Source organism: Rhodoferax ferrireducens, from assembly GCF_003347515.1.
Lineage (GTDB): Bacteria > Pseudomonadota > Gammaproteobacteria > Burkholderiales > Burkholderiaceae_C > Rhodoferax.
In genome coordinates this window covers 119078-139611 of sequence record NZ_QEII01000234.1, presented here as the reverse complement: position 1 = coordinate 139611, position 20534 = coordinate 119078, and the positions used below count along the sequence as shown (strand labels likewise).

Annotated in this window: 21 protein-coding genes and 1 pseudogene; 6 read left to right on the top strand and 16 right to left on the bottom strand. The window is 59.4% G+C overall.

Features of this window, described 5'->3' with window-relative positions; translation table 11 throughout:
* Positions 1 to 972, bottom strand: a 972-nt coding sequence (locus C5P05_RS05445) for a hypothetical protein (RefSeq protein WP_157979225.1), incomplete at its 3' end; no start/stop codon positions are given.
* 305 nt (positions 973 to 1277) lie between these two features.
* Here C5P05_RS05445 and C5P05_RS33565 point away from each other — a divergent pair.
* Entirely contained in the window at positions 1278 to 1430 is a 153-nt protein-coding gene (locus C5P05_RS33565) for a hypothetical protein (protein WP_157979224.1), read from the top strand.
* A gap of 22 nt (positions 1431 to 1452) precedes the next feature.
* Positions 1453 to 1659, top strand: a complete 207-nt coding sequence (locus C5P05_RS05440) for a hypothetical protein (RefSeq protein WP_114968849.1) — start codon at positions 1453 to 1455, stop codon at positions 1657 to 1659.
* Between the two features lie 21 nt (positions 1660 to 1680).
* On the opposite strand, the gene C5P05_RS05435 is transcribed toward C5P05_RS05440, so the two are convergent.
* The 8 genes from C5P05_RS05435 to C5P05_RS05405 all read right to left on the bottom strand — a co-directional run bounded on the left by C5P05_RS05435 (position 1681) and on the right by C5P05_RS05405 (position 9432).
* Positions 1681 to 2349 (bottom strand): hypothetical protein, encoded by a 669-nt coding sequence (locus C5P05_RS05435; protein WP_114968829.1) that lies wholly within the window; start codon positions 2347 to 2349, stop codon positions 1681 to 1683.
* Between the two features lie 353 nt (positions 2350 to 2702).
* Positions 2703 to 2831: a hypothetical protein gene (locus tag C5P05_RS34920; RefSeq protein ID WP_269813900.1), complete on the bottom strand. Its 129-nt coding sequence runs from the start codon at positions 2829 to 2831 to the stop codon at positions 2703 to 2705.
* A gap of 61 nt (positions 2832 to 2892) precedes the next feature.
* Positions 2893 to 4110 carry an MFS transporter gene (locus C5P05_RS05430; protein WP_114968828.1) on the bottom strand — a complete coding sequence of 406 codons (1218 nt, stop codon included), beginning with the start codon at positions 4108 to 4110 and terminating at the stop codon, positions 2893 to 2895.
* Between the two features lie 112 nt (positions 4111 to 4222).
* Positions 4223 to 6352: a TonB-dependent receptor gene (locus C5P05_RS05425; RefSeq protein ID WP_114968827.1), complete on the bottom strand. Its 2130-nt coding sequence runs from the start codon at positions 6350 to 6352 to the stop codon at positions 4223 to 4225.
* A gap of 64 nt (positions 6353 to 6416) precedes the next feature.
* Positions 6417 to 6713 carry a hypothetical protein gene (locus tag C5P05_RS05420; protein WP_114968826.1) on the bottom strand — a complete coding sequence of 99 codons (297 nt, stop codon included), beginning with the start codon at positions 6711 to 6713 and terminating at the stop codon, positions 6417 to 6419.
* The gene (locus C5P05_RS05415) at positions 6710 to 7879 is read right to left on the bottom strand and encodes a PepSY-associated TM helix domain-containing protein (RefSeq protein WP_114968825.1); all 1170 of its coding nucleotides are present in this window, start codon (positions 7877 to 7879) and stop codon (positions 6710 to 6712) included. The genes C5P05_RS05420 and C5P05_RS05415 overlap by 4 nt, the downstream gene beginning before the upstream one ends.
* A gap of 21 nt (positions 7880 to 7900) precedes the next feature.
* On the bottom strand, positions 7901 to 8062 hold the full coding sequence (locus tag C5P05_RS05410; protein ID WP_198674631.1) for a hypothetical protein: 162 nt from the start codon (positions 8060 to 8062) through the stop codon (positions 7901 to 7903).
* 107 nt (positions 8063 to 8169) lie between these two features.
* A complete protein-coding gene (locus tag C5P05_RS05405; protein ID WP_114968823.1) occupies positions 8170 to 9432 on the bottom strand; it encodes a DUF2325 domain-containing protein in 1263 nt (420 codons plus the stop codon).
* A 259-nt stretch (positions 9433 to 9691) separates the two neighbouring features.
* Between C5P05_RS05405 and C5P05_RS05400 the strand changes: the two are divergent.
* From C5P05_RS05400 to bfr (C5P05_RS05390), 3 genes and pseudogenes are all read left to right on the top strand, one after another.
* A pseudogene (locus C5P05_RS05400) lies at positions 9692 to 10274 on the top strand (DUF2325 domain-containing protein).
* A 99-nt stretch (positions 10275 to 10373) separates the two neighbouring features.
* On the top strand, positions 10374 to 10859 hold the full coding sequence (gene bfr, locus C5P05_RS05395; RefSeq protein WP_114968821.1) for a bacterioferritin: 486 nt from the start codon (positions 10374 to 10376) through the stop codon (positions 10857 to 10859).
* Positions 10860 to 10871: 12 nt separating this feature from the next.
* Entirely contained in the window at positions 10872 to 11354 is a 483-nt protein-coding gene (gene bfr, locus C5P05_RS05390) for a bacterioferritin (RefSeq protein WP_114968820.1), read from the top strand.
* A 146-nt stretch (positions 11355 to 11500) separates the two neighbouring features.
* Here bfr (C5P05_RS05390) and hemP read toward each other — a convergent pair whose 3' ends face one another.
* From hemP to ppsR, 7 genes are all read right to left on the bottom strand, one after another.
* Positions 11501 to 11698, bottom strand: coding sequence for a hemin uptake protein HemP (gene hemP, locus C5P05_RS05380; RefSeq protein WP_114968819.1), 198 nt, complete (start codon positions 11696 to 11698; stop codon positions 11501 to 11503).
* A gap of 15 nt (positions 11699 to 11713) precedes the next feature.
* Positions 11714 to 12124 (bottom strand): ExbD/TolR family protein, encoded by a 411-nt coding sequence (locus C5P05_RS05375; RefSeq protein WP_114968818.1) that lies wholly within the window; start codon positions 12122 to 12124, stop codon positions 11714 to 11716.
* Between the two features lie 10 nt (positions 12125 to 12134).
* Positions 12135 to 12845 (bottom strand): MotA/TolQ/ExbB proton channel family protein, encoded by a 711-nt coding sequence (locus C5P05_RS05370; protein ID WP_114968817.1) that lies wholly within the window; start codon positions 12843 to 12845, stop codon positions 12135 to 12137.
* 25 nt (positions 12846 to 12870) lie between these two features.
* Positions 12871 to 13545: an energy transducer TonB gene (locus tag C5P05_RS05365; RefSeq protein ID WP_420130724.1), complete on the bottom strand. Its 675-nt coding sequence runs from the start codon at positions 13543 to 13545 to the stop codon at positions 12871 to 12873.
* Between the two features lie 124 nt (positions 13546 to 13669).
* Entirely contained in the window at positions 13670 to 14353 is a 684-nt protein-coding gene (locus tag C5P05_RS05360) for a Fe2+-dependent dioxygenase (protein ID WP_114968815.1), read from the bottom strand.
* A gap of 18 nt (positions 14354 to 14371) precedes the next feature.
* Positions 14372 to 16696: a TonB-dependent receptor gene (locus C5P05_RS05355; RefSeq protein ID WP_114968814.1), complete on the bottom strand. Its 2325-nt coding sequence runs from the start codon at positions 16694 to 16696 to the stop codon at positions 14372 to 14374.
* 358 nt (positions 16697 to 17054) lie between these two features.
* Entirely contained in the window at positions 17055 to 17876 is an 822-nt protein-coding gene (gene ppsR, locus C5P05_RS05350; RefSeq protein ID WP_114968813.1) for a pyruvate, water dikinase regulatory protein, read from the bottom strand.
* A 228-nt stretch (positions 17877 to 18104) separates the two neighbouring features.
* Between ppsR and ppsA the strand changes: the two genes are divergently transcribed.
* Positions 18105 to 20498 carry a phosphoenolpyruvate synthase gene (gene ppsA, locus C5P05_RS05345; protein WP_114968812.1) on the top strand — a complete coding sequence of 798 codons (2394 nt, stop codon included), beginning with the start codon at positions 18105 to 18107 and terminating at the stop codon, positions 20496 to 20498.
* Positions 20499 to 20534 lie beyond the last annotated feature (36 nt).

Sequence of the window (20534 nt, the reverse complement as noted above, 5' to 3'; positions counted from 1 at the left end):
TTTCCATGGCTGTGCTCCTGTGGTGAACGAGGCCAATTGCCTCACCTCACAACATAGGCACTCGCCCACCTTCGGCAAACCACAAACGTCACATCGCAGGGTACCGCGCGAGCGGTTTAGTCCGACGTCGATGAGCGGCCCGGTAGCTTCCTCTTCTGTGGTCGAACGCTGGCGGTTGAGCGGATATATCCATTCCTCCAGGCGACGTTCCTTGGTAGCGGCATCCATGACATACACCACTGTGAGATGACGCGCTGCCAGCGTGAGAAGGAGACAGGCATCCTGGCCCAACTTCTGGATCTCTTCCAGTTGATCCCATCTCAGCGATTGGCTTTGCTTAATCTCCAATACGGGGAAACTTCCCGCAACCAATCGATCGAACTTACCTTGATACCAGTTCCAATGCTTATGAAGTTCTAGTTTCACAAGTCTGTTCGAGAGTCGCATCTTCAGAGTGCGAAATTGCAATACTTTGACTTTTCTGTTGCCGCGGTAGTCGGCGATGGGAATAGTGTGAGGACTACCGTAGTCCAGATCACTCAAGCGAAACGAGATGGTGGTAAAGGTTTCACACGGATTGGCCTCAGCCGCAACGTCCTTTCCCAGTCGTCGCTTGAATCGCAATCGGCCAATGTTGTCGATCGTGATGTCTGCACCGTGAATCCTCTGGCCAAGTTTCGTGTTGACCCGGCGAACGTGCAGGGCATCGGCCTCAACTTCGAATCTCCATACTGGGTCGATCTCGCTAACCAAGCGCTGCGAACCGATGGTGCCGGCAAAAGAACGCAGATGCGGAGAAGACGCAGGATCTGACCCGGTAACTTGAATACGTGCGTCCTCGTGGCAATCGATCGGCAGCCACAGCTTGACTCCGCAGAGTGGACTGAGCCGCCCGTTGATGACCAAGCGGGCATCGAATTCGTGCGTTGGCTTGATATCCCCATAATCTGTGACGCGGTGTCTAGCGGGCATGCACACTCCGATGGCTGGAGTCGGGCCAAGAAGAGTTTGATCCGCAGAAATGGTGTTTCCACAGATAGCACAGAGTTAAGTCCATTGATTCGTCCCTTCTCGCAGGTTCCTGCGTAATCCAGATTGACACGGCCAGCAGAATCCCGCCCTTGCTCAGTCTATGAAATCCAAGCCTTGTACCAGCTATTCGCCGCAACGGTTTGCACATTATGTTGTAGACGTTTGATCTCAGCGTTTAGTCGACACTTGCTGTTGAAGGCAAGCCGCCGCAAAGTTCAGATATAAATGTCATAAAGCAGTCTTTCGTGATCGTCGGCTTCTGGCCCAATGCAGAGCTCAGTTCCAAACTGACGGCGGCGGCTGAATTTGCCTATATACCCTTTTCAAACCAGTCACTCGCGACCCTGTGGCGTCAGCTCTCCTTCAACGGTTATGAACGCGAAAAGCGCAGAAAATAGCGCTTTAAACATTGAGGTCCTTGTGAATCAATCCGTTGCCAATGCCGAACTCCTCGCCTCTTTCAGAAGGGCGGAAGCAGATGCTGCTCACAAGTTCGGACTGATCCAAGTTGTTGCCAAAAAGGGGCCAAAGGCTATTCAGGCTGCCATTGAAACAGCTGCAAAGGCAGCAAAACGCAGGGATTCGTATGCAAAACAGCTGAATGTACAGGCTGCTGCCAAACCTTAAATAAACGGCATGCAGATCAGCTCAAAGGCCACGCGAGCGCTCCCTCATGGCCGCATTTTCCAGAATCGCCGTGCCATTGCTGCCGTGCAGAAATTCACCGACAAAAGCCCGACCGATATCATCTTGATCAATCGTCCCAAAGGAACCTGGAATGAGCCGTCCAAGCCAGGCCAGCACTCCGGGCGTGTGTACATTGCCGGCGATGATGCCGGGGCGGAAAATTGCCAGCCGCTTGAATCCTATTTTCCGCACTGTGTCTTCTTTTTGCCCCATGATTCGGGCATAGCGAATCCTGCTCTTCGCACTACTGCCGGCAGCGGAAAGAAGTCCGAATCGTTCGACGCCCCCCGCAAGGCAACCGCGTGCAAATGCGCCGACCAGACCGATTTCCAGCTTTTTGATATCTTCTTCGCTCCATTTCTGACTCCCTTTGCCGATGCCAATGCACGACGCGCCATACAAAGGATCCCCCTGCGCGAGGCAGGAAGCTGCAAGCTTTTTGATTTCACTTTCAAAATTGGCAGCGCTGGTATCCAGAATCACTTGGCGCAGACGCTTGTGTTCGGTGAGAACGACCGCCCTGCGGTTCACCATCACCACTTCGTTACAGGCGCTGGAAGCCAGCAAGGCCCGCATTAGGGCCGATCCAACTTGCCCCGTGCCGCCGACGAGTAATACGCGAAAACCCATAAACTGATCTTTCTTTAATTTTGGCTTTCAGCGATGTTATATGCCCGGAACCAAGCGTTGGCTGAACCGGGAATGGCCACAAAGAAGTCGGCGAAGATTGGACGGTTATGATTTTCCTGGCGCTAGAAGAATTCGCTGCTCCAAACCAGACACTCGCCAACTTCTGCTCCTGGCCCAGACCGGGTACTCCCGATTTCCAGATGAACGACTGTTTACGCTGCATTCCGGGTCCAGGATCCGCTCCGTACCTGACTTTCTACTTTGACGGTCAGCTTGGGAGTAAGTTGGCTGGCTCCAGCAGACTGAAGCCGACTTTCAGATTTCCGGATAACCGCAAGTCGTGCCCGTTCAAGCTACAGCCAGGGCTTGTCCGGGCAACGCGTGATGACCTCGGTGTGGTCCTCATGCCCCAGGATGTCCTGCTCGAATTTCACGCGCCCCAACTCAGGGTGTCCCGCCATCGTCTCGATGCTGAAAGCCATTCCCGGCTTGATGAGTTCGTCGTTGTTCGCGATCAGCCAGGGGCCACCCACCCGAGACCAATCACATACGTTTACCCAAAGATCCCGCGGCCAGCAGACTGAGCAGCACAAATGGCAGACTCACGCCAAACGACCAGCGGACTCCCCAATGCTCGGCCACCTGGCCCAGCAGCGGCGGCCCCAGCAAAAACACCACGAAGGAGATTTGCGCCAACGCCGCCACGTTCACCGCCGCCGGCCGGTCGATGCGCTGCGCAGCGGCCGACATGGCCAGCGGGAAGATGCTGCTGGTGCCCACCCCCATCAGTCCCAAGCCCAGCAAGGCCCAGCCTGGCCCCGGCGCCAGCGTCACCAGCAACGCGCCGCAACCCAGCACGGTCAGCAAGCTCCGGGCAAATGCCACCGGGCTGAAACGCTCCACCAGGCCGTCGGCAAAAAAGCGCATCACCGCCTGCGTGAAGGCCCCTGCCGCCACCGCCAGGCCACACCACAGCGGCGAGGCCGCAAACACGTCGCGCATGTAGATGGCCGACCAGTCCGCCCCCGCGCCTTCGAGCAGCATGGTCGACAGGGTGACGCAGACCAGCGCCATGATGGCCAGCGTGGGCCGGGCAAAATGCGGCGCCTTGTCCTCCTCTGCCAGTGCCTGTCCGGCATCGCGCAAGGGCGCCGGGCTGAAGCGCCCGAGCAGCAGCAGCGTCGCCAACAGCACCAGGGGCACCATGGTGAGCAAATGCAGCTGTGGACTGACGCCCAGTTGCGACATGCCCGCGCCCAGCAAGCCTGCGGCGAAAAAGCCAAGGCTCCAGAACGCATGGGCGCGGTTCATGATGCGCCGCCCCAACTGGTGTTCCACCCGATCGGCCTCGACATTCACCACCACCTCCACCATGCCGATGCACAAGCCCGCCGGCAGCAGGCAGCAAAACAGCACCACGGGCCCGCTGGCCCAGGAGGCCACCGCAAAAAACACCGCGATCAAGGGTATCAACACCAGCAATGCCCGGCGGTAGCCGACGCGCTCCAGCAAGCGGGTGGCAAAGGTCAGGGACACCAAGGTCCCCGCCGCCGTGCCGATCAGCGCCAAGCCCAGCGCGCCCTCGGCCACGCCCATGCCGTGCTGGATCTCACCCAGGCGTGGAAACATGCCGCCCAGGCTGAAGGAGTACAGAAAAAACGCGGCAAACACCCGGAATTCGGGCGACAGGGCCAGGCCCCATCGGGTTGCGGTGGAGGCGCTCGGACGCACCCCGGGGAGAGCGGAATTGGTGTTGTCCATGGTGGTCGTTTTGTCCTGAGAGGGAAGCTGTCGCCACGACAGGATGGAGACGGCGCAGGCGGTAGACGCACTGCATGGCCAGAAGGTTAAGGCATTTTTACAAAGTCATGTTTTAAAAATCAACACTGGCGCTCAGCGAGAAGGTGCGCGGTGCGCCCACCACCAGATAACCCGCGCCGGAGTAACCACCCACCGAGGCCCAGTAATTCTGATTGCTCACGTTGTCGATGCGCGCACGCAGCGTGACCAGTCGACCCCGCACTTCGGTGAGGTAGCGCGCACCCACGTCCAGGCGCGTCCAGCCCGGCACTTCCAGCGTATTGCTGGCGTCGGCAAAGCTGGCACCGGTGTGAACAATGCGCCCGTCCAGCGCCAGTCCCGGCACGCCGGTCACGTCCCATTCGACACCCACATTGGCCTGAAAGCTGGGCACGCCGATGACGCGTTTGCCATCGGTGGTGGCCGAGCCGGTGGACTGCTGTTGGGCCTCCAGCCAGGTGGCACCGCCCAACAGGCGCAGGCTGCGCGTGGCTTCGCCGTGCAGGGTCAGCTCCAGGCCCTGGTGGCGGTCCTTGCCTTCCGATGTGAAGATATTGGCGGCGTTGACCAGGGCGCGTGGTCTGGTGGTGGAGAAGGCGGCCAGTGCGCCACTGAAACGCCCCGCGTCGTACTTGACGCCGACCTCCTGCTGTTTGGAGACATACGGGGCCAGTTTTTCACCCGGGTTGCTGCTGTTCGCCGGGGCGGCCTCGCCCTGGCTGAGTCCTTCCACGTAATTGCCATACACCGACAACGCCTGGCTCGCCTTGTACACCAGGCCTAGCACCGGGCTGGTGCGGCTCTGCTTGTAGTCGCTGCTGCGTACGCCGGTGTTGTAGTCGTAGTTGTTGTAGTCCAGCGTCTGGTTGCGCGCGCCCAGGGTCAGCAGCACGGTGTCACCGGCAAACGACAGGGTGTCACCCACGGCCAGGCTGGCGAGCCGGGTCTGCGCCGTCAGCGCCGGTGCGTCCAGGCTGTTGCCCCTGAAGGCAGCGCCGGTAAAGGCCGGCTGCGTGTTGAGGTACACCGGGCTGTACAGGTTGGTGCTCTGGGTGTTGAAGAAGTCCCAGGCATAGGCGTTGGACCGTTCCTTGTCGTAATGCGAAGCGGAGACCACCCACTCGTGGCCCACGGGGCCCGTGCGCAGCTTGCCGCGCACGCCAAGCTCTGCCGTTTTGACGGTTTCTACGCCGGTGTTGTCGAAGCGGCTGGTGTTGCCGGCGCCGGTGCTGGCGCTGGTTACGTTCAGGTTGGCCAGCGTGTTGGCTTCTTCGCCGCGGCGTGCGCCCAGGGCCGCCCAGGCCGTAATGTTCGGGTTGATATCGTATTCGGCCCGCACGGTGCCAAAGGTGTCGCGCTCGTTGGAGTAAGACCAGGGCTGGGCGAAGTTGACGGTGTTGGACGGTGCATCGGGCACGGAAGTCACCCCCACCAGGGTCACATTGGACCGGGTGCGCTGGAGTTGGTTGTCATGCCAGCCCAGGTCGGCCGACAGGCGCAGGTCGCGGCTGCGCCAGTCCAGCCCCAGCGCCAGCACGCTGAGGCTGGATTTTTCGTGGTCCACGCCACTGCCGCCCTCACGCGCCGACGCATTCAGGCGTATGCCGGTGGCCTGATCCGGGCCGAAGCGGCGGGCGATGTCGGCCGACAGTTTGGTGTTGGCGCCGCTGCCCAGGTCCACGCTCACGCGTGAGAGCGGCTCGTTGGGCGCGCGTTTGGGCAGCAGGTTGATGGCGCCGCCGATGCCGCCGCCACCCGGGTTGGCGCCGTTGAGGAAAGCCGAGGCACCGCGCAGCACTTCCACGCGCTCAAACAGCTCGGTGCCGATGTACTGGCGCGGCAGCAGGCCGTACATGCCGTTGTAAGCCACGTCGTCGGAGCCCAGGATAAAGCCGCGGATGAAATACGACTCCTGGAAGTTGCCAAAACCGCGTGCCACACGCACGGTCGGGTCGTTTTGCAGCACATCGCCCACGCTGCGCGCCAGGCGGTCCTGGATCAGCTCGTTGGTATAGCTGGTGATGCTGAACGGCGTGTCCTGGTTGTCCTTGGTGCCCAGAATGCCGGCGCGACCGCCGCGCGCCACCTGGCCACCGGGGTAGACCGGCGACAGGCCTTGTGCTGACGCGTCGGCACTGGCATTGACGGTGACGGTAGGCAGGGTCTGCGCCATGGCCGGGTAGGCCGCACAAAGCGCCAGCATCAGGGGTCCGATGTGTGCTATTAAGTTAATAGCTTGTTGCGCAGATAGGACGGGGGCTAGAGGCTTATTTTTCATATATTTGAGGTGTGTTTTCAGGGTTGTGCTCATGGGGAATGCTTTGGGAAAGGGGGGCCGCATCAGGGGCGGCTTCAGGGTTTTTTTCGGGCGCAGACGGATTGCAGGCGGCGCGGCGCGGCACCAGGGCGAACCAGAGCATCACCGCCACCGGCAACCCCAGGCCAAACCAGGACCAGATGTCGCCACCGCCGCCGTCGGACACCAGAGCGCTCAGCAGGGCGCTGGTGGTGAGCAGACCCAGCACCAACGGCCAGCCCCACAGGTGTTTGAAGGCGGGACTCATGCGACAGCACCGGGCACACCGGGGTGCGGGGCGTGGCTCACCGGCAGCTTCGCCGCTTCGGTCTGGTTGGCGGGCTTTCGGCGTTTGAGCCACAGGTACAGGCCGCTGCCGAGCACGACGATGGTGGCGATGTCGAGCAGCGCCCAGAGGATTTGCATCGGCATGCCGGCGTAGTCGCCGAAGTGCAGCGGCTGCGACACCAGCAGCGCCGTCAGGTACCAGGGCAGGCCGGGGCTGGCGGTGATCGCGCCGGTCCTGGCATCCACCAGCACCGGTTGCAGCAGCCGGGCGGTGAGCGGCTCCTGGCCGCGCAGGAACACCGTGTTGTGGTGGGGGCTCGAAAAGGACGTGCCTGGAAACGCGATGAAAGCGGTTTTCATGCCCGGCGCGCGGGCCAGCGCGGCCTCCAGCGCCTGCTGCAGCGGGCCGCGTTCGGCCATGGGCACGGGCGGCTGGCCCTGGTAGGGCGCGAGCAGGGTGCTGAGCTGGTCGTACTGCCAGTATTTGATGATCAGGTCGGCCCAGGTATTGATCATGCCGGTGGCGCCGACCGTGAAGGCCCAGACCAAGGTCACGATGCCCAGCAGGTTGTGCAGGTCCAGCCATTTCAGGCGCGGCCGGCGCTCGCGCCGCACCGTGCCGAAATCGAGCTTGCGCATGAAGGGCGCGTACAGCACCACGCCCGAGACGATGGCCACCAGCAGCAGCAAGCCCATGAAACCCAGGAACAGCTTGCCGGGCAGTCCTGCGAACAGGTCGACATGCAGCTTGAACATCACGTGCATAAAGCCTTGGTCGACTTTCGGCTGGGCCAGTACCGCGGCGGTGCGGGCGTCGACCGCGACCGACTTGAAGTCTCCCGTGGGCGCCGGTGTCGGCGTGAGCGTGACAAACCACAGGCCGTTGTCGTCTTCCGGCTGCGAGACGAACTGCACCACGCGCTCGGGATACAGCGCCTGCGCGACCGCCATCACCCGGTCGAGGCTGGCGCGCGGCGTGTCGGCCGGCATGGCGGGCGCCTCGACCTCGGTGCCGAGCAGGTGGCCGATCTCGTGGTGAAAGATCAGCGGCAGGCCGGTGATGCACAGCAGCAGCATGAACACGGTGCAGACCAGGCTGCTCCACTTGTGTACCCAGGCCCAGGTCTTGATTTTTTGGTGGTTCATGGTGCTCTTCCTTCAACCAGCTCAGAAGCGGTAGGTCGGCAGCGTTTGCGCTCCGAGCGCCTGCGCGAGGCACACGGCGATCGGCGTGAAACCGGAAGTCGCTACAAGTTTGGTAGTGGCTTGCGCACGGTTGGCGGGGGCTGGAGGCTGTTTTGGCTTGAAAATATGGGAATAGGTCGACATGGTGAAGCGCAGGCGCAATCGGGTTGCTGGCTGGCTTCACCACGGGGGTTTTGGCTGGCTGTTGAAAAATTTGCGGCGTTCATACGCCATTCGGGCTCAATGGTTTGTCAGCTGTGTTCCGTCAGTGAGGTTTCATGACTTTTGACGGAAATCTGCTCCAGACCGCGCGCCAGCGAGGAGGTGCTGGGGTTCTCGACAAACACGCAGCGTTTGCCGGTGCGCTTGCAAAAATCCTTGACCTTCCAGTAGGCGTTGTGGCTGATGCAGCCGGTCTGGCAAATCACCAGATCGGCCGCAGCCAGACTCGCGTCCAGCACGTTGTGGTTGTCTTCCAGACCGCCGTCGTGGTGCGCGAAGCGCCCGCCAACACGTTCGATCAGGTCACGGTAACTCGCCACGTTGCCGCTGCGCCCGCCCACACAGAGCACCGTCTTGTGGTGCAGATGGACGGTCATCGGGGCGGCCGGCGTCGGCGCTGGTTCGGCTGCGCCCATTTCCGCCTGATGCGATGACGCTTCGTTCACGGTTTCGAGCAATTTTGTCGCCGAGGCCAGTTTTTGCCGCAAATCGCTGATGTGTTCTTCGAGTTCGGTTTGGCGCTGCGTCATCTGGTCTATCTTTTTGTGCAGGCGCAGGCCCGATTCAAAACCGGGAATGGAAGCCTTTAACGCCGTCATGTCCGCGTTGAGAAAAGCCAGGCTGCTGTCTTTGGCGAGGTTGTCGGCCCGGGCCTGCAGCAGTTGCGCGCTGAGGCGCTCCATGTCGCTGGCTTTGTCCGCCATGAAGCGTGTGCTGCGTTCCTGCACCCGGTCCAGTTCCCGTGTCAGACTGGCATTCGCCTCTGCCAGCGCATTGAACTTGACGATGTCAACGCGCACGCTGGCCCCGGCCTGGTGCTGCAGCATGTGCATGTCGCGGCACAAAACTTCCTGCAAGACACTATCGCAGCGCGGGTGGGTCAGGGCGGCCCAGAACGCACCCGTCACGTCGCCTTGCGCCACGGCCTCCTTCCACAACTGCACCACGGCCGGCGTGGTTTTGGCTGATCTGAACTGTTGCACCCGGCGGGCATAACGTTGCTCCAGCTCGTGCTGCAGCAACTCGGACAGCCGATTGCGGTGGCCGCATTCGGCAACCGCCCCCACATGCACCTCATAGTCATCCGCCAGCGCCCGTCCGTCCAGGGCCTTGCTGACCAGACGCCGCAAGCTGTCAAGCGGCAGGCACACTCCGATCACCGGGCAATGACATTGATGCGCCAATTCCCACAAGCGCCGCCGCCGCGACCCGGTGGATGGCGCGGCTTGAGGTTCAGGGCAGGGCGTGGCGGCGGGGGTTAAAACCGTCGGGCTGGCATCGTGATCACACATGGTAGGAATCCCTTTCGGCTTGCGCCTTGTTCAACCGGTCCTGGCTCCCAATGAACCTACAGCGCCTGTACCGCGACCCGGTACAGAAGGCATGAAGTCGCCGCGGGTGGCGCTGTGTTGAGAAGAAGTTGTGTTTTAATTCTAAACGAGAATTATTTGCATTTAAAATGTCAGGCAGCTGCAAAAGTAAAAATTACATTTCTGGAGCCGAGCATGAAAGGCCTGTCAATGACCAACACTTTGCTGAGCGACACATGAGATGAGCGTGTCCTCGAAGGATTTCGAAAACATGGTTCGCGAGCACCGCGTGCTGGTCATGCAATACGGCCAGGTTCAGGCGCGCTGTAGCGAATTGGTGCGGGCGCAGGCGGGCGAGATCGCGCACCTGCAGGCGCAGTGCATGCGCCTGCGCGCCGAAGTTGATCATCCGCGATACGGCGCTGGCGTGGCGGGGACTCGCAACCGGCGTAGCGTCCCGTGCGGACCTGCGCGAGAAGTCGGTCTTGTGCATCGGTCAGGACAGATCAGGCGCCGGGGTGGCCCGGCAGGTGGTCGAGATGGCCGGTGGGCACTTTCTGCGACACGATGGGGTTGACGGCGAAGACGGTGCGGCCCTTGAGTCCAGCCTGAGCGCGGCCGACCTGGTGATCTGCCAGACCGGTTGTGTCAGCCATGGTGCCTACTGGCGGGTACAAGACCACTGCAAGCGCACCGGCAAGCCGTGCGTGATGGTCGAGCAGCCGGTGGCGCTCGCTGCTTTGCGCATCTATCCGGTCACTGTCACGTCAAGCGACGCTGAGCAAACCGATCTAAACGATGCGGCGCAACCAACGCCGAAATAAGCGGTCACGGCCTTTGTCTGGTTTGAAAAGTCACGGGCCCAGCCTAGAATGAATTGTTGGGCCAGCCAATCTCACTTTCCTTCATACCAGGAGTACCTCATGCAAGGCAACAAAAAAATCATCGACATCCTTAATGAGCTGCTCGCTGGCGAACTGACTGCCGTGGACCAGTATCTGATCCATGGCGAGATGTACGCCGACATGGGTTTGCCCCATCTGGCTGAAAAAAGTCTGCACGAATCGGAGCATGAGCGTCTGCATGCCCGCGCCCTGATCCAGCGCATTCTGTTTCTGGAAGGCACGCCCAATCTGGCAAAACGCGCCGGGCTGAACGTCGGTGCCAACGTGCCGGACATGTTGAAGGCCGACCTGAACCTCGAATACAAGGTCGCCGGTGATCTGAAAAAGGCGATGGCTGCCTGCGAAACAGCCCAGGATTATGTAAGCCGCGACATGCTGGGCGTGCAGCTGGAAGACACTGAAATGGATCACGCCTATTACCTGGAAAAGCAGATCAAGCTGATTGGCCTCGTCGGCCTGCAGAATTACCAGCAGAGCCAGATGAAACCCGGTCAACCTTCCTGAAGGAGCATCGCAATGCAAGGCGACAACAAAATCATCGAAGCTCTGAACAAGGTGCTGAAAAACGAGCTGACCTCGATCAACCAGTATTTTCTGCACGCCCGCATGTTCCGCCACTGGGGTCTGGAAAAACTCAACGACTACCAGTACAAGCAGTCGATCCGCGTCATGAAGGAGGCCGACGAGGTCATCGAGCGCATCCTTTTCCTCGAAGGCCTGCCCAATCTGCAAGACCTCGGCAAACTACTGATTGGCGAAGAGGTCGTCGAGTGCTTGAGCGGCGATCTCACGTACGAGCGCGACATTCAGCGCCCCCTGCTGATCGAGAGCATTGCACTGTGCGAAACGCTGCAGGATTACGTCAGCCGCGACCTGTTGGAGGACCTGCTGGAACACTGCGAAGGCGCGATCGACTGGCTGGAAACGCAGCAAAGCCTGATCGCGAACGTCACCCTGCCGAACTACCTGCAGTCGCACATGGAGCCGGGCGGCGACTGAAAACAGCTCGGGAAGCCAGGCACCGCCTCGCGGGCGGTTATTGTTTGAGCGGCTCGATGGCACCTGGCTTGCGCAGCATCTTGTTGACTTCATCGAGATGCAACTCTTCCAGGACGATCATCTCTCGGGTCCAGTTCACGTCTACTTTATTTCGTCAAAATCAGCTTGCCCAGCTTGGTCGCCTGCAGACGGTAGATTGAACCGTTGTGCTCGATCACGACCGATTTCTGCCCCTTGAGCAGGTCTGTGCTTCGCACGGGTTCGAGCGAGTCCCCGGACGGTCGGCGCAAGCTCGGTCTGACCGGCAAGGGGAGTCGCTGTGGCACTTGATCGGTCGCTTGCATCTTGAAGTCCTGATCTCAGTTCTTCGGTTCGGTAATGAAGCCTATCTTTCTGACCCCGGCCAGTTGCGCTGCGGCCATGGCCTGTGCCACCCGCTCGTAACGCACCTCTTTGTCCCCGCGAATGTGTAAATCGGGTTGGGGATTTTTTGCGGCCTCAATCTGCAGCAAAGCGGGCAGATTGGCATCGTCCACTTTGGCATCGTTCCAGTAGTAGCTGCCTTGCGCATCCACACTCAGGCGGACGGTCTCCGGCTTGGTGTCTTGCGCCTGGTTAGTGGCTCGCGGCAAATCCACGTTGACCGCGTGCTTCATCACCGGCACGGTGATGATGAAGATGATGAGCAGCACCAGCATGACGTCCACCAGCGGCGTCATGTTGATCTCGTTCATCACCTCATCGGGTTCGTCTTGTGTTCCAAAAGCCATGATGTCTTCCTTATGCTTTCTTCATCGGCACGACTTTGCTGTCGCCGCTGTTGACGCGGGCACCGGTGACGAAATAGGCGTGCAAGTCATGAGCGAAGCGGTTGAGTTTGGTCAGGATGGACTTGTTGCCCCGCACCAGTGCGTTGTAGCCCAGCACGGCCGGAATCGCCACCGCCAGACCCAGCGCCGTCATGATGAGCGCCTCACCAATGGGGCCTGCGACTTTGTCAATGGTGGCCTGTCCGGCTGCGCCAATGCCCAGCAGGGCGTGGTAAATGCCCCAGACGGTGCCAAACAAGCCGACAAACGGAGCCGTTGAACCGACCGATGCCAGCACCGCGAGACCCGATTGCAGGCGAGCCGTACTGGCGTCGATCGAGTTGCGCAGACTGCTGGTGATCCAGTCACTGGCGTCCAGCGTGTCGTGCAACTGCACTTTGGTGTTGCGGTGGTGGGCCGTGGCTTCACGTCCGGCCAGCGCCAATTGACGAAACGGATTGCTGTCGTCACCGCCCAGCTGAGCCAGTCCGGTGGCCAGGTCTTCGCTGTGCCAGAAGTCTTCGGTGCTTGTTGCCAGTTTCTTGTATTTAAGAATGTCCAAGGCCTTCAGAATGATGACGATCCACGACGCCAAGGACATGATGAGCAGTACCAGGGCCACGGTTTTGGTGACCCAGTCACCCTGGTTCCAGACGTTGATCAGGCCAAGTTGCGAATTCATAAATACTCCAGAAAAAATGAAAAAATTATTCGAGGACGAAGTTGATGGGCACGTTGAACCACATGGCCTCCGCAACGCCAGCCCGCTTGCCCGGCACGTAGCGCCAGCGCAGTACGGTGGCCAATGCGGATTGGTCCAAGCGGTCAAACCCGCTGGATTGTTTGATTTCCGCTTTTTGCGCCGTGCCGTCCAAGCCGATGAGAACCCGCACGACAACCTTGCCCTGCTCGCCCAGTCGTTTGCTCATGGATGGGTAGGGCGGCTTGGGGTTCTGCAGGTAATCGGCGTCACTGGACGGCAATTCGACGCGGGCAGGTGCCGGTGCTGCCACGGCCACGGGGGCTGCAACCGGCGGCGCGACCGGGGCAGGTTCGATGACGCCAACCGGCGCATTGGGTGATGGCGTCGGGTCGGCAATGGCCAGTGGCTGGGGTGTAACGGTCTTGACCGGCGTTGGTGTTTTGGCGACCGGTTGTTTGACCGGTGCGGGGGGCGCTGGCAGCGGTGGCACTACTTTGGGGGCGGGTGGCTCAATGAATTCGACCAGGATTTCGGCGGGCACAACGAGTTCGACCGCCCGACGCAGCAAGCCGGTTTGCAGAGCCCATAGCGCGGCCACGTGAAAAACCACCACGCTAAGGGTGATGACGACGTTGCGGTTCATGCCAGGCAATATTTGGAGGGGCTGAGTAAAGGTCATAGTTTAGGAGCTTGCCGTGTCACGGGAGGGCAGGGTCTATTTGCGAAATATCCACCAGGCAGACCCTAGCACCAGAGCCAGGCTGACGCCCAGGGTTGAGACGAATTCCATAGCGGGTTCTCCTTCAGGTATCTGCCCACATGCGCAGCAGGTTGTGATAACAGCCGGTCAGCCCGGTGGTCTCGTCGGTTTCGCCATGGCGCTCGCGCAGACGCAGCAGATTCATGTCCAGTTCATACAGCAGGCGGCGCTGCTCATCACTGCGCACCATGCTCTCAATCCAGAAAAAGCAGGCCAGACGATGGCCACGCGTTACCGGTTTGACTTGATGCAGGCTGGTGCCGGGGTATAGCACCATGTGACCGGCTGGCAACTTGACGGCTTGTTCGCCGTACGTGTCCGCGACACAGAGTTCCCCCCCGTCGTAGTCGGAGGGGTCGGACAAAAACACGGTGCACGACACATCGGTGCGGACGCGCTGGCCAGTGCCTGGCAAGTAGCGCACCGAGCCATCGATGTGGTTGCCGTAGTAATTGCTGTCGCCGCCATAACGATTCAGGCGGGGCGGAAACACTCTCTTGGGCAAGGCCGCTGAAAAGAACAGTGGGTTGGCGTCCAAGCCGCGCAAGACCGTGGTGCGTATCTCTCGGGCCGCGTCGCAATCATGCGGCAGCTGCTCGTTGTTTTTGACCTGGGCTGCCTGCACGCCAGCGCCCGGTCGCCCATCACCCCACGGCGCGCTGGCCAGCAGGTTCTGGGCACGGCGCACTTCATCGGCAGTCAGGATGTCGGGGATATGGAGCAGCATGGCGTTGGTTTGACAGGTTTAGAACTTGGCGTTGAGGGTCAGTTGTACCGTGCGGCCCGCGCCAGGAATGTAGTGACCGGTGTACAGCGCATCAGCGTAGAGTTTGTTGGTGATGTTGTTCACATTGCCTTTGAGCGTGAACTGGTCATTGATCCTGTACTCGGCCATCAAATCACCGGTCACGTAGCCGTCCACCGTCCAGCCGGGGTTGCGAATGGGGGTTTGCTCACCGCGGAAGTTCACGCCCAGGCCCACGCGCCATTGCGAGGTGATCTGGTAGGTGTTCCATACCGTGCCGCTGTGCTCAGGGGTGAGCGAGGGGCGTGTGCCTTGACCTTCAGAGCCGGCCACGCCTTCATCGATGTTGGCCTCAGGTATCCACATATAGGAACCGTAAATTTCCCACTGCGGCGTCAATTTCCCCGCCATGTCCACCTCAAACCCCGCCACATGGCGCTTGCCGGAGAGGGTGACCAGGTTGACCAGCGGGTCGGTGTTGCGTTCATGCAGCTTGGTCGAGTGGAACAGCGCCAGGCGGGTGGTAAAGCGTTTGTCGGCCGAGTCGAGTTTGGCGCCCAACTCCAGGTTAATGCTTTGTTCCGGCGGAATATCCTGATTGGTCGCGCTGAGTGAATACGCCTCACCCGATGTGTTGAACGAGGTGGCAGCCGAGAAATGGTAGGAGTGCAACTCATTGGGTTGGTACAAGACACCCACGCGCTTGCTGACTTCTGACACATTCATGGAGTAGCTGCTGGTGGTGACCGGACCAGCCGCGCCGGTGGGAATATTGAAGGTGCTGTAGTCGCCGGTCAGGTTGTCATAGCGCAGGCCCGCCAGTAACTTCCAGTGGGGCGCCACCTGCACCAGGTCTTGCACATACAAGCCATAACCGGTGGAGTCGAACTGGTTGGTTTGGCGCAGCACGCGAGAACCTTCGGCGATGGATGCGCCGTCATTAGGGGTGCCTGCCGTCGTGGTGGGTTTGATCAGGTTGAGGCCGCCCTGGGCTGCCGTGCGGGCACCAAACACCTGGCGTTTTTCGCTGGCGTAGTCGGCACCGGCCAACAGTTCATGTTGCAAGCCCAGCGCCTTGAACTTGGCGCTGTAATCGGTCTGAAAATACAGCGTGTCCAGATCCTGAATTTTCAGTTGGGTACCGCGCGTCAGAATGGTAGATGGATTAAAGGTGTCGAGCGAAACGGTTGCTGTAGGGCATTGCGGGTTGCTGACCACGCCGGTTGTTGCATTGGTCGTTCGTTGGCACAAGCGCACCGTTCCCGCCCGCTGGTCGCGCTCAAAGCTGCCTTTGCGGATGGTGGTTTTCAGTTCGCTGTCGTCTTGAAAGCGGTGGGTGTGGCTGGCGGTCACGTGCTTGGCACTGCCCGCGTTGTAATCGCTGGCCATGCCGAAGTAAGCGCTGGGGTCGAGTTTGTCGATGAGCGTGGTGTCTGATGCCGGGGACGTTGCCGTAGGCCGGATCCACGGCATGCCGTAGTTCATGCCATTGTTGTTTTGCAGGTCGTACAAGCCCACAGAGAATTCGTCGGCGGTGCCGATGCCAAAGCGGTAGGTGGCGGCAATGCCTTTCTTGTCCAGGCTGCTGCCGGCGCCATTGTTGTCGGCTTCGGTGACCATCGCGTTGATGCGCAGGGCGGCGTTCTCCCCGGTCTGGATGTTGAAGTCACCCGTGACCCGGCGGTAGTTGTGGCTGCCCAGCGTGGTCGTAATCTCGTTTTCATCAATGGTGCGGGGCTGCTTGCTCACTTGGTTGACCGCGCCGCCAGTGGAGCCGCGACCAAACAGCATGGAGGCCGAGCCGCGCAAGACTTCCAGGCGGTCCAAATTGAAGGTATCGCGTTCATAAAACGCCGGATCGCGCATGCCGTCAATGAAAATATCGCCGGTGGCTTGCAAGGAGAAACCGCGCAGGCGAATGTCCTCCTCGCCGCCTTCGGCCGCCAGGAAGGAGATGCCGCTGGTGTTTTTCAGCGCCTCTTTGACGGTGTCCAGGTTGCGGTCGTCAATCAGTTTTTCGGTGACAACGGTCACTGACTGCGGAATGTCGCGCAGCAACTGCTTGCCTTTGCCGATGGTGGTGGCTGTGGCGCGCAAGGCGTCCTTGCCTTCCGGGGATTCGGCCTTTTCCTTGACCACGACGGGTTTTAGCGTCTTGTCTGCATCAGTCGGCGATTGTTGGGCCATGGCGCTCATGGAGCCCGCGAGCAGCATCGCACCCAAGGGGAGCAGGGGGGATGGTTTTGCTACTTTGTTGATAGCTTGTTGCGCAATAGACACGGGGGTTAGAGCCTGTTTTTGCTGTATTTTTGAGCGTTTGGACATGGTTGTAGTCAGGTTCAGGGAGTGGCTGGCTGGCTGAATCCGCAAGCGCCAAAAATAAGTGCGCGGTCTGGCTGGCTTGAATTTTGATACAAATTAATTATAAATGCGAATCGTTGGCATTTAGAATTGTATTGTAGTATTTCAGGCCTTGATGATGAAATAACGGTGTTATTTGGAGTACACCCCGGCGACTCTTGCGGCGTCCCTGCTGTCCGGCGCTGCTGTAGAGGCGTGTGTGTCGAGCCACGCCGGCGTTCAAGGCGATGTCGTCAGACTCCTGCGAACAGAATGGGGGAATCCCCTGTTCGGGGGGGCCGCTGACCTGGCGACTGTTGTGCCGTCCGACTATCGCGCCAGATCAGTAAGCCAGCCGTTCCGGCTTGATTTCTTGCAGGATGGTCGTCGCGATCTCTTCGATTGACTTGGTCGTGGTAGATAACCAGCGTATGCCCGATCGTTTCATCATGGTTTCCGCTTCACTCACCTCCATACGGCAGTTTTCCAGTGAGGCGTACTTGGAGTTGGGCCGGCGCTCGTTGCGAATTTCGCTCAGGCGTTCGGGCTGGATCGTCAGACCGAAGAGCTTGTTCTTGTGCTCTTTTAGCGCAGGCGGTAAATGCCGGCGTTCAAAGTCCTCTGGAATCAGAGGGTAGTTGGATGCCTTGAGCCCGTATTGCATCGCCAGATAAAGCGAGGTCGGCGTCTTTCCACTTCGGCTGACACCCACCAGAATGACATCCGACTGTTCAAGATCGCGGTGTGACTGGCCGTCATCATGGGCCAATGAGAAGTTGATGGCTTCTATGCGCAACTGATATTCTTTGCTCTTGCTGGCATCGCTGAAGCGGCCAATCCGATGGTTGGATTTGATCTGGAGTTCTGTCTCAAGTGGACGCACGAAGGTGCCAAACATGTCCAGCAGCATTCCCTGACAGCCTTCCGTAATGACCTTGAGCACCTCCATATTGACCAGCGTTGTAAAAACAATCGGTCTATTGCCGTCCACTATCGCTGCATGATTGATCTTGCGGACGGCCTGGTGAGCTTTGTCGACAGAGTCAACAAAGGGCAGGCGTACGTGACGCGATGTGGTCTCAAACTGGGCAAGGATGGCGTTCCCAAAGGTTTCTGCGGTGATCCCTGTGCCGTCGGAAATATAGAAAACAGTTCGATTGGGCATGATGGGTAGATGGTAAAGGGCTCGGTGGCTTTCAGTCTTCTGTAAGGACTCCCGGCATTGTGATCCGGTTCGCCACCTACAATAATGCTAACCTACTCCCAATTTTTCCATGCGCTGCGCTGACTCACTAGAACAACAACAAAGCCAGATCACGCACATGGGCATTGCCTGCGCACCAGAGCGCGTGGCTTTATGCGTCGAACCGTTTTTAAACTCTGGAGCTTCCCCATGTCTGCACTTTTCAATTCGACCGCCCTGGTCGTACCGTTTGAGAACCTGAGAATGACCGACGTCGAGTCGGTTGGCGGTAAAAACGCCAGCCTCGGCGAAATGATTTCGAACTTGCCCACAGGCGTCAAAGTCCCTACCGGTTTTGCAACGACGGCTCATGCCTTTCGGGGTTTCCTGGCCTTCGAAGACCTCGGCGGCAGAATCAATGCGCTTCTGAGTGCACTGGATACTGAAGACGTGAGGGCGCTGGCGCAGGTTGGCGCCAAGATTCGCGCCATGGTAGAGGCCCAGCCATTCCCCGCCGACCTTGAGCAGGCCATTCGCGATGCCTTTGTCACCTTGAGCTCGGACAATCCGCAAGCCTCCTTTGCGGTGCGCTCGTCAGCCACCGCCGAGGATTTGCCGGACGCTTCATTTGCGGGGCAGCAGGAAACCTTTTTGAACGTGACTGGTATCGAAGAGATACTTCACAAAGTGAGAGAGGTTTTCGCCTCTTTGTATAACGACCGCGCCATCAGCTACCGTGTACATCAGGGCTTTGCGCACGAGCATGTGGCCTTGAGTGCGGGCATTCAGCGCATGGTGCGCTCCGATCTCGGAGCGGCGGGCGTCATGTTCACCATCGACACCGAATCCGGTTTTCAGGACGTGGTGTTCATCACCTCCAGCTATGGACTGGGCGAGACCGTAGTGCAGGGCGCTGTGAACCCTGACGAGTTTTACGTGCACAAACCGATGCTCAAGGCCGGCAAGCGCGCCGTGATTCGCCGCAGTCTGGGCTCCAAATTGATCCAGATGCAGTTCACAACGCCTGAGGAAAAAGCGGCCAGCGGCAAACTTGTCAAAACCACAGACGTTCCCACCGAACTGCGCAATCGCTATTCGCTGACCGATGCTGATGTCGAGAAGCTGGCTGCTTATGCGTTGGTGATTGAGCAGCACTATGGTCGTGCCATGGACATTGAATGGGGTAAAGACGGTCTGGACGGCGAACTCTATATTTTGCAGGCCCGCCCTGAGACGGTGAAAAGCCAGGCTGCAGGCAAGGCGGAGTATCGCTACAAGCTCAAGGGCAAAAGCGCGGTGATCGTCGAAGGACGGGCGATTGGCCAGAAGATCGGTACCGGTCCGGTTCGCATCGTGCACAACATCAGCGAGATGGACCTGGTGCAGCCCGGCGACGTTCTTGTGACTGACATGACCGACCCCAACTGGGAGCCGGTGATGAAGCGGGCCGCGGCCATTGTGACGAACCGTGGCGGGCGGACCTGTCACGCCGCCATCATCGCGCGTGAGTTGGGTATCCCGGCCGTGGTCGGTTGTGGTGATGCGAGCGAGGTTCTCAAGGACGGCATGCTGGTGACAGTCAGCTGCTCCGAAGGTGACACCGGGTTCATTTACGACGGCTTGCTGGAAACTGAAGTCACCGAAGTTCAGCGCGGCGAAATGCCTGAAATTGCCGTCAAGATCATGATGAACGTCGGCAATCCGCAGCTTGCGTTTGACTTCTGCCAGTTGCCCAATGAAGGCGTCGGTTTGGCTCGCTTGGAGTTCATCATCAATAACAATATTGGTGTGCATCCCAAGGCCATCCTGGACTATCCCAATGTCGATGCGGATTTGAAGAAAGCAGTGGAATCTGTTGCTCGTGGCCATGCTTCGCCGCGTGCTTTTTATGTGGACCGGGTCGCAGAAGGTGTCGCCACGATTGGCGCCGCATTCTGGCCCAAACCAGTGATCGTGCGCTTGTCGGATTTCAAGAGCAATGAATACCGCAAACTGATTGGTGGCAGCCGTTACGAGCCGGAAGAAGAAAACCCCATGCTTGGTTTCCGCGGTGCAGCGCGTTATCTCAGTGCTGATTTTGGCGAGGCATTCGCGATGGAGTGCGAGGCACTCAAGCGTGTTCGTCTGGACATGGGTTTGAGCAACGTTCAGGTGATGGTGCCTTTCGTCCGAACACTGGGACAAGCCAAACGAGTCACCGATCTGTTGGCCGTGCATGGACTGAAACGGGGTGAAGATGGTTTGAAGATCATCATGATGTGCGAGATCCCCAGCAATGCTATTTTGGCGAATGAATTTCTGCAGTACTTCGATGGTTTCTCCATTGGATCCAACGATTTGACCCAACTCACGCTCGGGCTTGATCGTGATTCCGGCCTCGAATTGTTGGCCGCTGACTTTGACGAGCGTGACCCTGCAGTCACAGCGCTGATCAGTATGGCTATCAATGCCTGTAAGGCTCAGGGCAAGTACATCGGCATTTGCGGTCAGGGCCCCAGCGATCACCCAGACTTTGCCGAGTGGTTGAAAAATGAAGGGATTCTGTCAATTTCTCTTAACCCGGACTCCGTGATTGCGACCTGGAAACAGCTGGCCGGGCAATAGTATTCACCTATGGTTCGTGGCATCACGGGGTGCCAT

Coding starts and splice junctions, on each gene's coding strand:
- C5P05_RS05435 (WP_114968829.1), bottom strand. CDS start 2,349: ATGGGTTTTCGCGTATTACTCGTCGGCGGCACGGGGCAAGTTGGATCG.
- C5P05_RS34920 (WP_269813900.1), bottom strand. CDS start 2,831: ATGGCTTTCAGCATCGAGACGATGGCGGGACACCCTGAGTTGGGGCGC.
- C5P05_RS05430 (WP_114968828.1), bottom strand. CDS start 4,110: ATGGACAACACCAATTCCGCTCTCCCCGGGGTGCGTCCGAGCGCCTCC.
- C5P05_RS05425 (WP_114968827.1), bottom strand. CDS start 6,352: ATGCTGGCGCTTTGTGCGGCCTACCCGGCCATGGCGCAGACCCTGCCT.
- C5P05_RS05420 (WP_114968826.1), bottom strand. CDS start 6,713: ATGAGTCCCGCCTTCAAACACCTGTGGGGCTGGCCGTTGGTGCTGGGT.
- C5P05_RS05415 (WP_114968825.1), bottom strand. CDS start 7,879: ATGAACCACCAAAAAATCAAGACCTGGGCCTGGGTACACAAGTGGAGC.
- C5P05_RS05410 (WP_198674631.1), bottom strand. CDS start 8,062: ATGTCGACCTATTCCCATATTTTCAAGCCAAAACAGCCTCCAGCCCCC.
- C5P05_RS05405 (WP_114968823.1), bottom strand. CDS start 9,432: ATGTGTGATCACGATGCCAGCCCGACGGTTTTAACCCCCGCCGCCACG.
- bfr (WP_114968821.1), top strand. CDS start 10,374: ATGCAAGGCAACAAAAAAATCATCGACATCCTTAATGAGCTGCTCGCT.
- bfr (WP_114968820.1), top strand. CDS start 10,872: ATGCAAGGCGACAACAAAATCATCGAAGCTCTGAACAAGGTGCTGAAA.
- hemP (WP_114968819.1), bottom strand. CDS start 11,698: ATGCAAGCGACCGATCAAGTGCCACAGCGACTCCCCTTGCCGGTCAGA.
- C5P05_RS05375 (WP_114968818.1), bottom strand. CDS start 12,124: ATGGCTTTTGGAACACAAGACGAACCCGATGAGGTGATGAACGAGATC.
- C5P05_RS05370 (WP_114968817.1), bottom strand. CDS start 12,845: ATGAATTCGCAACTTGGCCTGATCAACGTCTGGAACCAGGGTGACTGG.
- C5P05_RS05365 (WP_420130724.1), bottom strand. CDS start 13,545: ATGACCTTTACTCAGCCCCTCCAAATATTGCCTGGCATGAACCGCAAC.
- C5P05_RS05360 (WP_114968815.1), bottom strand. CDS start 14,353: ATGCTGCTCCATATCCCCGACATCCTGACTGCCGATGAAGTGCGCCGT.
- C5P05_RS05355 (WP_114968814.1), bottom strand. CDS start 16,696: ATGTCCAAACGCTCAAAAATACAGCAAAAACAGGCTCTAACCCCCGTG.
- ppsR (WP_114968813.1), bottom strand. CDS start 17,876: ATGCCCAATCGAACTGTTTTCTATATTTCCGACGGCACAGGGATCACC.
- ppsA (WP_114968812.1), top strand. CDS start 18,105: ATGTCTGCACTTTTCAATTCGACCGCCCTGGTCGTACCGTTTGAGAAC.